The 15049-nt window shown below is 49.8% G+C and carries 6 protein-coding genes; 3 read left to right on the plus strand and 3 right to left on the minus strand.

Going from position 1 to position 15049, the window contains the following annotated elements:
- Nucleotides 1-268: 268 nt before the first annotated feature.
- Together ACY0JR_RS17525 and ACY0JR_RS17530 are read left to right on the plus strand one after the other, a co-directional pair.
- On the plus strand, nucleotides 269-3187 hold the full coding sequence (locus ACY0JR_RS17525; protein WP_462635450.1) for a glycoside hydrolase family 2 protein: 2919 nt from the start codon (nucleotides 269-271) through the stop codon (nucleotides 3185-3187).
- A gap of 208 nt (nucleotides 3188-3395) precedes the next feature.
- The gene (locus ACY0JR_RS17530; RefSeq protein WP_462635452.1) at nucleotides 3396-5405 is read left to right on the plus strand and encodes a rhamnogalacturonan lyase; all 2010 of its coding nucleotides are present in this window, start codon (nucleotides 3396-3398) and stop codon (nucleotides 5403-5405) included.
- 400 nt (nucleotides 5406-5805) lie between these two features.
- Here the strand turns inward: ACY0JR_RS17530 and ACY0JR_RS17535 are convergent, their stop codons facing one another.
- The 3 genes from ACY0JR_RS17535 to ACY0JR_RS17545 form a co-directional block, all read right to left on the minus strand.
- Nucleotides 5806-8769, minus strand: a complete 2964-nt coding sequence (locus tag ACY0JR_RS17535; protein WP_462635453.1) for a DUF6298 domain-containing protein — start codon at nucleotides 8767-8769, stop codon at nucleotides 5806-5808.
- A gap of 177 nt (nucleotides 8770-8946) precedes the next feature.
- Nucleotides 8947-10389: a glycoside hydrolase family 28 protein gene (locus tag ACY0JR_RS17540; protein WP_462635454.1), complete on the minus strand. Its 1443-nt coding sequence runs from the start codon at nucleotides 10387-10389 to the stop codon at nucleotides 8947-8949.
- 31 nt (nucleotides 10390-10420) lie between these two features.
- The gene (locus tag ACY0JR_RS17545; protein ID WP_462635455.1) at nucleotides 10421-11392 is read right to left on the minus strand and encodes a glycosyl hydrolase; all 972 of its coding nucleotides are present in this window, start codon (nucleotides 11390-11392) and stop codon (nucleotides 10421-10423) included.
- A 1402-nt stretch (nucleotides 11393-12794) separates the two neighbouring features.
- Between ACY0JR_RS17545 and ACY0JR_RS17550 the strand changes: the two genes are divergently transcribed.
- The gene (locus ACY0JR_RS17550; protein WP_462635457.1) at nucleotides 12795-15023 is read left to right on the plus strand and encodes a fasciclin domain-containing protein; all 2229 of its coding nucleotides are present in this window, start codon (nucleotides 12795-12797) and stop codon (nucleotides 15021-15023) included.
- The last annotated feature ends 26 nt before the right edge of the window (nucleotides 15024-15049 follow it).

Genomic DNA, 15049 nt, shown 5'->3' on the forward strand with positions numbered 1-15049 from the left:
AAAGAAGCCGAAGGCACAACGGGACAGAACAGGATACTTCTGCCAAACCACTTCCTTATTTTTAAAGCAGTTGAAGAGAAGAAGACATTGGAGCAGAGAACTTAGGTAGCTTGTTTATAGGCTAATTTGCCTAAAACAGCCAATAATCTGGCTTGTAAAGAACAGAGAGAAGCAATAGAGGAAGGCACGGTAATCTGTTTCAAAATACTTTTTACTCAAGAACTCAACGTTGAATAGTCATTTTCTATAGTACCACAATCACTAGCTCATGTTCATCAAAAAGCTTGCATCTATTTGTTTACTTCTGCTGGTCTCGGCGGGAGCCTTTTCCAAAACACCCGAAACCAAACAGATAAAGTATCTCTCCGGGACCGATAACAAGAACACGGTTGCCTGGGATTTTATGGTTACTGGCGGGCGGCAAAGCGGTAAATGGACTACTATTCAGGTGCCCTCGCATTGGGAGCAACAGGGTTTTGGGTCGTACAATTATGGCCGTGACTACGTGACCTACGGCAAGAACTTCCGCTTCGCGGATGAGAAAGGCATGTACAAGCACATGTTCCAGGTTCCCAAAAACTGGAAAGGCAAGGACGTGTACATCGTCTTCCAGGGCTCCATGACAGATACGGAGGTAAAGATCAACGGCAAGTCAGCGGGGCCAGTCCATCAGGGAGCGTTTTACGAGTTCAAGTACAATATTAAGGACAAGCTGGAGTACGGCAAAGACAACCTGCTGGAAGTGACGGTAAGCAAAATGTCAGCCGATCCATCGGTGAACAACGCAGAGCGACTGGCAGATTACTGGATCTTCGGAGGTATTTTCCGCCCGGTTTACCTGGAGGCTCTGCCAACTGAGCATGTGGCCTACACCGCTGTTGATGCCAAGGCTGACGGTGCTTTCTCCATGAACGTGCATTTAGTGAATCCACAGCCCGGCCGGGAAGTAGTGGCTGAGATAGTAGATGCGGCTGGAAAAGTAGTGGGCACCGGCCGCGCTACCGTTTCGAAAGACACGCTGGTGAACATCAAAACTCAAGTGAACAGCCCGCTGCAATGGACCGCTGAAACGCCTAATCTCTATATTGTCAGGACCTCTATCAAAAATGGAAGAAAGAACTTGTACCAAACCTCGGAGAAGTTCGGGTTCCGGACCATTGAGATTCGTAAGGGCGACGGCATCTATTTGAACGGCACCAAGATCAAGATGAAAGGAGTGAACCGCCACGTGTGGTGGCCAGAGACGGGCCGTTCGGTGAACCGCGATATTGACCTGATGGACGTGAAGCTGATGAAGGAAATGAACATGAACGCCGTGCGGTGCTCGCATTACCCGCCAGACAAAAGCTTCCTGCAAATCTGCGACTCACTGGGTCTTTACGTGTTGGATGAACTGGCTGGCTGGCAGAAAGCCTACAGCACCAAAGCCGGTGCCCCGCTAGTGAAAGAGATGGTAATCAGAGATGCCAACCACCCCTCCATCATCTTCTGGAGCAACGGGAATGAAGGCGGACACAACAAAGAACTGGTAGACGATTATGCCAAATTCGACTTGTCTAACCGCCCGGTGATTCATGCGCACCACCGCCCCGGCAACGCGTTCAACGGCATTGACTGTAACCATTACGAAGATTATTACAGCACCAAGAACCTGCTGGAAGGACCGAATATCTACATGCCTACCGAGTTCCTGCACTCTCAGGACGATGGCGGCGGCGGAACCTCGCTGGCCGATTTCTGGGAACTTCACTGGAACAACAAACTGGGTGCCGGTGGCTTTCTGTGGGACCTGGCCGACGAAGGAATTGTGCGTACCGATCTGAACAACATCATTGATGTGAACAAGGTAAACGCGCCGGATGGTTTGGTAGGTCCGCACCGCGAGAAAGAAGGCAGCTTCTTCGCCATCAAGGAAATCTACTCGCCGGTGCATATCAAGATGGAGAAACTGCCTGCCGCTTTTGAAGGCACTATTCCGGTGGAGAACCGCTACCATTTCACAAACCTAAATCAGTGCACGTTCCAGTGGGAGCTAGCCGATTACCGCAAGCCCGGCGATACCTTCACCGGCACAGTTACGCGCAAAAAAGGTACTGGCGCTGGCCCGTCTATTGCGCCAACCGCCAAAGGAAACCTGAAACTGAACCTTCCCGCCGACTGGAAAGACTATGACGTGTTGATGCTCTCGGCCTATGATCCGCACAAAGAACTGCTCTACACCTGGACCTGGAACGTGAAGACCAATGAAAAGCTGCTGGACGGTATTGTGCTCCTTTCCAAAGAACAAGCGAAAAACGCCAACAAACCTGCTACCGGTAACCAAAGCAAGACTGCTGAGCCAGAGTGGAAGGTAGAAGTAACCGAAACTGATTCCACCATCCAGTTGAAAGGCGGGGAGATTGCGATCAAGTTGGACAAGAAGAAAGGCACCCTGACCGAGGTGCTCAACACCACCGCCAAAAACCTGAACTTCGGGGACGGACCAGTAATGGTTTCTGGTACTGCCAAAGTGGCCAACGTGAAGCACTACAAAGACGGCGACGGGCACGTGGTGGAAGTGAACTACACCGGAGACCTGAAGTACGCAAAATGGAAAATGCATGGCAGCGGCTGGGTAAGCCTGGATTATGAGTACAACCTGAACGGAAACTATCCTTTCACGGGTATCAGCTTCACGTACCCTGAGAACTTTATCATTGGCGCCAAGTGGTTGGGCAAAGGTCCGTACCGTGTTTGGAAAAACCGTCCGCAGGGTATGGAGCATGGGGTTTATGAAAACTACTACAACGATGTGCAGACCGGTAGCGCCCCTTGGCAGTACCCAGAATTCAAAGGCTATTTCTCAGACATCGCCTGGATGGAGTTCAACACCGTGGAGGGCAAGTTCATTGTGGCCTCGCCGCAGGAAGGCCTGTTCGTGCGCCGCTTTGATTTCTACGGCCTATCTGGTATTAAGCCGCACCCAGAATTGCCAATAGGGAACGTGTCCTTCCTGGATAACATTCCGCCACTGGGCACCAAACTGGCCCTGAACATCAGTGCCAACACCAGAAACCTGGGACCTGCGGGCGAGATGAACAAGGTGTCTGGACCAATCAAACGGACCTTGTACTTCTACTTCGGCCTGCCTAAAACAGACGGCAACTCCCAACAGTTTGACCGACCTGTGGTAAACGAGTTGTTCTAACCCCTCAAGCCCTGGCGAGTGCATTACTTGCCAGGGCTTTTTCTTTGCATAGCACACCCTTGCGTAGATCTCTGGCAATGTGTATGCCTTGGTTTAGAAGAAAGCTATTCCTGTTTTAAGGGCGTTTTCGGTAAAACGGCTCTAAAACTGATGCATCCAAATGTTCTACGCTTAAGATTCTCCAATCCTATTTTAACGCTTCTCACGCATGAACCTAAACCGGCAAGAACTACAGGAACACCAACTCTCCGCAAAAGGGGAAAGGACTGGTGCGTTGATGCTTACCAATTTTAAGATTTGCCCCAGGTTGGTGCGCAGGAGCTTGAACTTGCTGTTTCTGTTGCTTTCTCTAGGCACGGTTGGGTTTGCCCAGCGCCAAGTGGAGAATTTGGGGCGAGGGATAGTGGCGGTAAGAACCAATAGCGCGGAAGTATTTGTGAGTTGGCGCCTCCTTGGCACCGATCCCAAGGAGATTGCCTTCAACCTGTACCGGGGAAAAACAAAAGTAAATGCATCTCCCATTACTGGAGCTACTAATTTTATCGATAAAACAAGCTCGAATGAACCGTACACCGTACGTCCCATCACAGGTAAGCAGGAGCAAGCAGCATCTGCGCCGGCTACAGTTTGGACGGAGCCGTTTAAACGCCTGCCCTTGCAGCGCCCCGCCGGTGGCACCACTCCAGACAACATAAATTATACCTATAGCCCAGGTGACTGCAGTGTAGGAGATTTAGATGGAGATGGCGAATATGAAATTGTGGTCAAGTGGGACCCTTCCAATGCCAAAGACAATTCGCACAGAGGTTATACCGGCAAGGTTTTGTTGGATGCTTATAAAATGAACGGCACCAGACTGTGGCGCATAGACTTGGGAAGGAACATCCGGGCGGGGGCGCATTACACCCAGTTTATTGTCTATGACTTAGACAGTGACGGCAAAGCCGAAGTGGCCTGCAAGACCGCTGATGGAACAGTAGACGGTGCGGGCAAGGTCATTGGCGATGCCGCTGCTGACCACCGCAACCAAACCGGATACATTCTCAGCGGGCCAGAGTACCTGACCGTTTTCAACGGCCAGACCGGGGCCAACATGGCAACCGTTGACTATTTGCCCGCCCGTGGAAATGTGGCCAGCTGGGGTGATCCGTACGGCAACCGCGTAGACCGTTTTCTGGCCGGAGTAGGTTACTTTGATGGGCAGCGTCCCAGCTTGCTTATGACCCGAGGCTACTATACCCGTGCTGTGTTGGCAGCCTGGGATTGGCGGAACGGTAAATTAACCCAACGCTGGCTTTTTGACACCAAAACCGAAGGCAACCGTCCTTATGCTGGCATGGGTAACCATAATCTAACGATTAGTGATGTAGACAGAGATGGCAAAGACGAAGTGGTTTTCGGTTCCATGACCGTCAATGACGATGGCAAGGGGCTTTATAGCACGGGTCTGGGCCACGGCGATGCCCTGCACGTGGGCGACCTGGATCCTGACCGTCCGGGTCTGGAGTCCTGGACTGCGCATGAATCTCAGCGCCAATACCAAGGCAATGGTCTTTGGATGCGCGATGCCGCCACTGGCGAAAAACTATGGGGAATACCTGCTACGGGTGACATCGGCCGGGCTATGACCGCTGATATTGACCCCAGGTACAAAGGGTATGAGGCGTGGGGAGCCGCAGGAGGCTTGCACAACGCAAAAGGAGAGGAAATCTCTACCGCGAAGCCCCGAAGCATGAATTTTGGCAGCTGGTGGGACGGCGATCTGCAGCGGGAACTCCTGGACGGGCCCACCATCTACAAATGGAATTACAACACCAGTGAACTGGACAGAATCTTCAATGCCCGGGAGTACGGCGCAGCCAGCAACAACGGCACCAAAGCCAATCCGGCACTAAGTGCGGATATCCTGGGCGACTGGCGAGAGGAAGCCATTTACCGGAGCAGCAACAACGACGAGCTTCTGATTTTCACTACCACCATCCCCACTACGCACCGGTTCTACACCTTCATGCACGATACTCAATACCGGACCGCCATTGCCTGGCAGAACGTAGGGTACAACCAGCCGCCACATACTAGTTTTTACGTGGGCGAAGGCATGGCAGCGCCTCCAACTCCATCTATTGCGTTGGTGCCAACTACTTTAACCTCTACATCTGCTAAACCTGCACCAGTGAAACCTGCTTCTGCTAAAGTGAAGCGCTCACGTAAAGATTAGGCACCTCAAAAGAACAGGTTTAGTTTTGCCCTAATTTGAGAAAAGGAGGTAATAAACGAATAAAGCCAAAAGCCTTTGGAAGAAACAACATTGTTTTCTCCAAAGGCTTTTGGCTTTGTAACATGATGTGAAATAGGAAATCATCCCTCACGGGGTTAAAACATCCCCAGAAACACCAAAGCACCTCTTCAAGGCAAATTCTCCCCTTGAGGGGAGCGTAGAGGGGTGTTTACACCTGCTGGTCAACGCATTTCTGGTCATACAATTCCTAGCAACTACAAATTATCTTTACCCCCTATAATAAGTCAATAATGTGCTCGCTCTCCTGTGTAAACACCCCTCTTTATCTCCCCTCAAGGGGAGAATCTGTGTTCCGGGACGGTATTGCTTGAGTCCTAACCTATAATGCTTGATTGCCGACCTTCAATAGTAAAAGCCAATGGTCTGCGGTGGGTTTCTGTAGGGCGGTGCCTTTCTTGAGTTTACCTGGAAGAACAGCGGCTTGGGTTTTACCGGTTTGTGGATCAAACCACAAGCCTGTGTAGGCCTTTTTAGGCAATTTCTGCAATAAGGTGATTTCTTGCCCCGAGAGGGAAGAGAAGAGCAGCGTGTTCTGGTTGGCAGCGGTGAGGGCCCAGTTCTGCGTGCTTTGGGCAAGGAGTCCGTCCTGCGGCTGCATCTGCATGAGGTTTTCGGCCAGGTTTTGTTGGACAAAAGTATCCAGCGGATGATTGTCCAGGCTCCTACCTTGTCCGTGCCCCGCGGTTGGGTTGCGCATAATGACCTGCGCTCCGCCCGCCATCAAAGCTGGTACCGGACCTGCGCCGCTGTGCCAGGCAACAATGGCTTTTTCTGGGTACTGGGCATGGTATTCCCGTACCTGACGGTACACCTGCTCGGGGGTGGTATTGTCGCCAAACTCTTTGGGGTGAATTTCTCTAAAAGCCAAGTTCTTGCCGCCTTGCGGAGCCCATAAAGTGCCATCAGGCAGATAATGCCAATACCGCATGTCTACCACCGCTACTTGTTTGGCAAGTTCCGGATCTGCGAGTACGGCGTCGGTCACGTTCTTGCTGGTGTCCAGTACCAGACGCACTTTGCGGTTGTTTTTCTGCTCCCATTCTGCCACGGTTTGTTGGAAGAATTTCTGGAACTCAAACGGTCCGGAATACTGGAAACTCAACCCAAAGATGATGTTGTCAAATGCTCCTAGTTGATCCAGCACATGAAAAATGTACGCCCGGTGCAGTTCTCTCAGTTTTGGGTTGGTGGCGTCATAAAACTGATTGGCCACGTGCACCCTGGCTTTGGGTTCCAGCGGATCTGGCAAGCCTGTCTCATTGATGTTGTTGGCAGGTCGCCAGGGGAAGTCAATCCAGTGGGAGGCAGTTTCCAGCAAGTTATGGTTGTTATACAAGTGGTGGTACAGCACAATTCCTTCCTGGTCACAAAGCTTGGCGAACTCGCGGGTACGCTCAAAATACCAGGGGTTGTACGTGCTTACATCGTACTGACTTAAGCCGTCCCAGGCTTTACCCTTGCCGCTTCGGGCCCAGGGAAGCTCATAGAAAGCAGCCCATACGTTGCTGGTGGGACGTTCTATGATGGTATGATCGTCTCTACGGCGGTCATACCAGATGGCAGGACCGCTTTGGTAAAAAGGCGTTCCCTGCGCTGCTACTTTTGCGGCCAGAGCGGGTAATTCTTCCGTTAGCCCCGGACCAACCCGGCCCGGTACGTAGCGGGTAATGCTAATTCCTGCATCCAACGCATTGGCGGGAGAGGTTTGCCCCAGCCACCAGGCATCGTTTACCATTCCGCCCCAAAGGGTTTTGTTGCCCAGCACAAACCGGCCGTTTACAAGTTGTAAGACAGAATGCGTTTTAGTATTCTCAGGAGCGGCAGGAGGAAGGTTATTGCTGGTGAATTCTTTGAGAGAAGCCGCGCTTGCTGGCGTACCTGTAGCAACCCGTTTGTTGATTGCTGCCAAGGCTGGTTTGCCCATCCGTAGGGCAAGCTGGTTAGAATAAACTGGCACTGGAGAAGTGATAGCAACTACAGGCGCGGCAGCAAAACCTTTGGCGACAATCTCTTTGGCGGTACAATTCCAGACAACAGAATTGGCGGCAGTCCAGCCGCCGGCTTGGGCTCGTTCTAAGTCGTAAGTGAGTCGTAAGCCTGCTCCGTTTACCTGCACATTTTCATAAAGTACGCCTGAAGCCCAGCTTTCATAAGATCCGCTGGCGCCCAAAGCATTAGTGGCGGTACAGTTGAGGAACACATTGGGACCTGCGGCCACAAACCCGATGGCAAAGTCATTGATACCTGCCTCTGCCGTACAGTGCTGCACCAGAACCTGCTGGCCTTCCACCAAGAAACTATGCCGGCGGTAGCCACCAATCTCAGAGATGGGTTGTTCGCTCCGGCTGTTTTCTATCGTGATTCTTCGTCCGCGAGGGCCCACCCGCACCGCCGAAGAAACAAAATGACGAGCCGTTATTCCCCGCACCCAGGCATCCTGCACGTGGTCCAGGCTTATGGCGTACCAGGCATGTTCTTCGTCTTTGGGGTTGATTTTCGCAAAATCGCTCTCCAAAACAAGATTTTCAATGCCGAGGTGCTGAAGAGGTTCTTCTGCTGTTACTTTGGCCAAGGTGCCACCTCCGTATGTTTGTTCCAGAGCAGTGGTGATGGGTGCATCTACCGTAATTTGTTTTTTTGCGGGATCAAGGGCGATGATGGTACGGTCCCACGCCAAGTTTCGGGAGCCGGGCGGCCAATGGAACCTGAGATCTGGAAACACTCCCTTCAGGGTATCCATGCCCAGGGCGGTAATCCATTCTTTGGTGCTGGGCCGGGTAATGACCACGCGGTTTCCGGCTTGTAGGCCTTCCAGATTTTTAAGGGTAAAGGTGCGGCTTCCTACCGGAACAACCGTGTCTGTTATTTTAACCGGCGAACCCGTTTGAGGTGATTTCTTTTTACCTGCAACAAACAAGCTGCGTCGGTTTTTACCCGTAGCAACAAGGGTGGTCTGTTGGTTACCGCTTCCGCGCAGCACCACACCATCTGCGTGCAAGATAAGCTGACCAGAAACCAAAAACTTGCCTGCTGCCAGCTGAAGCGCGCCTCTAAACCCATTTGCTTGCAACGGTAATTTAGCCACCTCGTCTAAAGCCGCTTGTAGTAACCGGGTATCATCTTGGCCAGTAGGGCGCACCGTTAATACTGCCGGAACTACTGGCAGTACAACGCCACCACCGTGATAACCCGCGTGTGAAAAGTCAATGGCAGGTAGTTTAGTTACCGGCGTGGTTTGTGCTTGGGCAGAGAAAGATAATCCAACAAGCAGCAGTTTCGCCAAGACAAAAAAACTTTTTAAAGATAATAGCCGCTTGGGTTGCAAGGGGATGGTGAAAAGTAAATTCATGCCAAGGGTAGAGGAGTTACAATGATGTTTTGCTGCAAACTGCGTTTCCGGTTTCTGGCCTGTTTGGTGAAAACGAGCCTGAAACCGGAAACGCAGTCCAGGATTGTTCTTCTAAGGATTGACGTTGGTACTGTTTTGTATTTTTAGTTTGCTGTTGTCTTTTGTCTGCAGGCTCATGTCTTCAAATGTCCAGTCTTTGGCGTAGTTGATTTCCCCGGCAGTGGCAGCCTGAATGTTGATATTATTCAGCTTAAATGCCTGAACAAAGGATTTTTCAATACCGGCTGCAGAAAGAGCTTTTCGGGCATTGTTGGCGGTGATGTTGGAGATGGTCACATTCCGGAACGTAGGGATGCCGCGCTCTTCTGGTTCCACTTTCCGGAGCATGGTTTTCCAGTGCTCCGGGATGGACTCAGGGGCATAGCCCTCCGGTAGGGTAGAGTAGCTGTAGCTGGGGTTCCAGTTCATGGAAACTTCAATGGCAGTGCCCACGCCGTCCATCTGAATGTTCTGCAAATAAATATCTTCAACGGTGCCGCCCCTGGTAGTGGCAGATTTAAACCGAAGGCCCACACCCGTTCCCTTTGCTTTTAAGTCATGCGCCAGTACATGCCTGATGCCGCCCGAGGTTTCGCTGCCAAAGGTAATCAGGCCGCCGCCGGCCCGCGAGATGCAGTTTCTGATCACAACATACTCCGTAGGGCGGTTCACGCGTAGTCCATCCCAATCCCGACCAGATTTAAGGCAGAAATTATCATCGTTGCAGTCAATGTCACTGTTCTGCACCAGCACGTACGAGGAAGAATCAATGTCAATGCCGTCGGTGCTAGGGCCGTGTCCGTCAATGTTGTTCTGAATGACCACGCCGTCTACGGTTACATGATCAGAATAGAGGATGTGAATGGTCCAGAATCCCGCTTGTTTCAGCGTAATGCCTTCAATGGTGACATCAGAAGACTTGGAAACCAGAAGCGTACGGGGCCGTTTGGCATCATAATCTACAATCCAGCGCAGCTTTTTGGGCTCGTACTCCTTGCGCATGTTCCAGTACAGGTCCCAAAAAGGTTTGCCTTGCGCATGCACCACTCCGCCGCCGGAAATGGCTACTTCTTCCTGGTCCAGGACATTGATCAGTGCGGCGGGCCATTTCATTTCAATGCCTGCTACCCGGGTATCCATCTCGGGGTAATCTGCCAGGTTTTGGCTTCCTAATAGCTGCACGCCTTTGTCAATGCGCAGATGGACGCCTTTCTTCAGAAAGATAGATCCGGTGAGGTAATTGCCCGGGTTAAATGTGACAATCCCCCCGCCGTTGGCAGCGCAGGCATCAATGGCAGCCTGAATGGCTTTTGTGTTGAGTGTCTGGCCATCGTTTTTTGCTCCGTAGTTAGTTACGTTGTATTCTTTTTTCTTCCGGGGCAGTTTTTTAGCACCCACTTCCTGCACCCAGGCAAGACCAGAGGTACGGGATACGGGTGTCTCTACCTTACAACTTACAAGAGAGAAGATAAAGGCACTCAAGGCAAAAAAGAAAAGGAAGAATTGGTTCTTCATAAGGCAGAATAAGGTTCTGTTGAGTTTGTGGCTATTTGCCAGGCTTCAGGTTGATGTAAGTAGGTTTGTCTCGGTCACAGGTGAGTTTTCCCTCTGCATACTCCAGTTCCACCAATTGAATGACGCTTCGTTTTGCGGCAACAGAATTGCCAGGAGCCGGATTGGCTTTTGCTCTACCTGGGTGCGTAAAGTAAAAAAGGTACGCTCTGTCGCCGTTCACTACCACATCTGGGTGTCCGCCAATGGCTTGGTCATCGGTTCCTTTGCCGGGTTCTTCCAGCAAACGTTCTGGTTGCGCTTGCCAGGTGAGCAAGTCATCAGATTTAAAAACCTGAAGGCCTTTCCAGGCATCAATGATCATCCAGTACTGGTCTTTCCACCTGAACACTTTAGGGCCTTCGCCTCTGGCTTGTATGGCTTTGCCTTTGTCTTGCCAATGGTAAAGGTCTTTGCTGTCTGCGTAGTAAATAGATTTACCGTCTCTTTCATTGTTGTACCACAAGCGCCAGGTACCATCGGGTAACCGGTACACGTTGGCATCAATTACTTTGTCGGTCACCAAAGGCAGGGTAGATTGGTAGTCCCAGTTAAACAAGTCTTTGCTGGTGAGGTGAATGATGGTGCGCGGGTGGTTCCAATCTGTAAAGATGCCAGGCACATAGGTAAGATACATATGGTAAACGCCATCATGCTCTACCACATCGGGAGCCCAATGCGTATAGGCCGCAACCGGACGGTAATTGATATTAGCGGTGTCGCGGTACTTCCAGGTAGCGCCGCCGTCCGTCGATTCGGCTATCCCAATACGGGTACCGTGGACCCAGGTAACTCCCTCGGCTTTTTCATCCGTTGCTCTGCGGTTGGTGTAGAGCATGAACCATTTTTTCTCCTTTTTATGGTAAATCACCACCGGATCTGCGGCTCCGTCATAAACTGGATCGGCGAAAAGAGGCTTGGTAACCGGTTTAACCGTCTTGCTCTTTTGAGCAAAAGCAGGACTCATCGGCAGCAGCAAAATCAAGGGAAAGAGGAAGTGCCTGAAAAGATGGCGGAAAGTCAAACGCTGGGAAAACGCTGCTTTGGGAAGTGTGCTGTCTGTTGCCTTCAAAATAGTGTACGCTTTTGTAAGTCCATATTTATTAAAAGTAGAAGTGGGTAGGGAGTTTTCTATCCTGTGCTATCCTGTGAAAACTGGTTCATAAGAAGAGGTATAGGGGCAGCTACTTGCCAATTTCTGACAGGATAGGGCAGGATGCACCATAAATAGTAATCAAGTAAACTTACCAACCGCTTAGAATATTCTGGTTAGTGCCTGCCGTAGAGGGCGAGGTTTACTTTGTTAGATTATTCAATAGACCGGAGCACCTCGCTTGTTTAAACCTAAGGTTAGAAAGGAGAAACAGGTGCTCCTTGATGAGAGCCCAGCCTCTAGGGGTTTTTAGGCCAAGTTTCGCCCAAACGGCCTTAAAACAGCAATATGCCTTACGCTCTCCCATGTTCATGGAAGAAAACTCACAACAGAGAGATAGGCATATTTTAACCTACCTTATCTGAGAGGTGCCCTTGCCATGGGAGATGAGCCGTTTTTCAGTGATTAAAATATTTTCAAAAAACGTAGATGTTTTTCTCTTATTAATAACCCACAGCTTGGTTTATAAGCTAAAAAAGAGAAATAAGTAATAAACGACAGAGCAGGGCAGGATAGTGCAGGATACTTGTACCAAGTACACTTACTAGTTTTATAGGATAAAAGATTACTGGAATTGTATCACGTATCTTGGGTAAAACAATATGAAAGGAATATGATAAAACTCTACTAAGCTGAATGTACCTCTTCGTGGATAGAGCTCATGTCCTGTCTCAAATGCAAGCCGAACTTGCCTGAATCCTGCCCAGCGGGAAAATAACAGCAACACAACCTAGGTGACGTGTTACTGTCAGAGACAAGAGGAAGGGTAATCATGCAAGGCTTCCCCCAAAGCCAGCCCAAAGGACAAGTTCCGGAAAAACTACCCAGTTTGAAGCTTGTTTTCCCAAACCAGCGCCTAATCGCTGCCACGCAAAGAGACTTATTCAGGCCTGCTGCAACGGCAACTGCAAAGCTGGTGTGGGTTGGGTGGCAAAGCTTTCTCTATCAATTGAGGTGTGCTTGCCAGCGGTATTCTTTAGGTGCTCAACTCCAGTTGGTTTTTAAGCCCCTTTTGTAAAAATGAGCGAAAAACTCCAGAGAAGCTTCTCTTAGTACGGGTACCGCAAAACAGAAGAAGGAAGTATTCCAATTTCAGGATATAACAGAGTTCAAGTATCAAAAAATGCTGTGGTATTGAAGATAATTTCAATGGCAGAAGCCATCATACATTGTAAAAAACAACACAAGATTAAAGCCTTTACTATTAACTATTCTTATGATTAAATCTGTAAAAGTTTTATTGTACTTCCTGTCATTATTAGTTCTTCTGACTAATTGTGACGATAAGGACGAATATTACGCAAGGCCTGAAAGCCTGGAACCTGCTATTTACCAGCAATTAGAAGCCAGAGGTAATTTCAAGAATTTTTTAGCACTGGTAGATAAGGCTGAGTACAAGAGCATTCTTAGTGCTGCCGGTTACTGGACCCTTTTTGCCCCCAATGACGATGCCTTCACGAAGTATTTCACCGCCAACGGAATCTCTGGGGTAGACGCCATAAACAAAGAGACGGCCACCAAAATTGTCACCTACGCCTTGGTCTACAATGCCTTCATGACAGACCGGCTTGATGATTATCAGAGCAACACTGGGTGGATGCCAGACCAGGCTTTCAAACGCCGGACAGCTTACTATAAAGGTGTATATACAGGTCCTGTAAAAGTAGGGAATCAGATCTTACAGAATCAGAATATCATTTCCGGGAACAGAACCGGAGGCTTTGTGTTTGCTGACAATAACAACAAGTACATCCCGTACTTTATGCAGATCTTTTTCGCCAGCCAGCAGCTTTCGGGGGCAGATTATAATCTCTTTTATTCCGGGGCCAATTGGAACGGGAACTTCCAGGTGGCTAATGCCAAAGTGGTGACCGCTGATATTCTGGCGGAGAACGGGGTAATCCATGAAGTGGATAATGTCATTCTGCCTCTGGATAACATAGAAGAGTATCTGGCCCGCAAATCAGAATACAGTGTATTCAGGGAGTTGTTTGAAAAATACATGGTGTATTACCAGCAAAACCCAGAGGCAACCGAACGCAACCGAATCTTAACGGGCTCTTCCAATCCGGTATACGCCAAAATCTATGACGGGCAGCTTGAGTTTGCCTTGAATGATGAGGGGTACGAGGTGCGTGGTGCAAGCCGCCAGAATAACGAAGGCCAGACCAATACCTACACCATCTACGCTCCCAAAAATGAGGTAGTGACCAATTACATCAATACAGTTCTTCTCCAGAACTACAGATCATTGGAGGAAGCACCAATTGAGATCATCCGTGATTTCCTGAATGCGCACATGTTCCCTATGGCGGTATGGCCTACTAAATTCAACCAGGCACCCCTTAAAACAAGCGAAGCCGCCCGGTTAAACCCAGCTAACCACGTGGTAGAAGCCAAAATGCTGAGCAACGGGTTCTTTTATGGCACTAATAAAGTACAGGAAGCCAATGTTTTCCATACGGTTTACGGGAAAGCCTACCTGGACCCCAAGTACTCTATGATGATCAGAGCGTTGGCCGGCTACAAGGAAAGCCTTACCACGCCAAACGTCAGATATACGCTATTCCTGATCTCTGACGCCGCCTTGACCGCCGCCGGATTCTCTTGGGATACCAGATTCAATTACTGGGTGTACACCCCGCCTACTGGTGGAACCACTATTACAGGTGGGCAGGCACAAGTAAGACTGCAGAGAATCATTGACCAACACATTGTCACCGCGGCTGATAACAGAAACACTGTCTTCAATGACCTGAGCGGCGAAGGAATCATCCAAACCTTCAGTGAGGAATACATCAAATACAACAACAAGAAAGTGTTTGCTGCCGGTAATGTGGACAAAGGGGAGCAAGTCACTTTAACCGGTCCGGTACAGGCCAGCAATGGGGTGGTATACTATGTAGATCGCATCCTGAACTTCTCTGAACTGAAACCTGCCCAGCACATAGCGGCTAATCCTGCTTTCTCTCATTTCAATAGCTATCTCAGAAACTCCACACTCATGTTTGATGCGGCTACGCTCGATATAAAAGGTACAACCGTGGGTACCCCTTACACCTTCCTGATTCCTACCAACGCGGCCATAGAGCGGGCGGTGAAAGATGGGCTTCTGCCGGGCACAGTGGCGACAGGCGTACCTAACTTCAATCCTGGAACCCCAGAGCAGCGCGATCAGGTAGCCAGATTCCTGCAGTACCATATCATTGCAAAAGAACAGGTACCAGTCAAAAGCCAGTCAGAGGAGCCAAGAGGTTACGAAACTCTGTACAGAGATGTTGAAGGTAACCTAGGAATCCTGGGCGTTTCCTACTCCGCTGGGCAGATGGTAATCACAGATGCCAATGACAGAACAGCTAAAGTGATCAAAGCAACCAGCAATGTGCTGTCTAACAGGGCTATCATCCACCAGATAGACAATTACTTAAAGTACAAGGGAAATTAAGGGTCAACAGAATCTATAGCGTATTA

Source organism: Rufibacter sp. JT3400010, assembly GCF_054956755.1.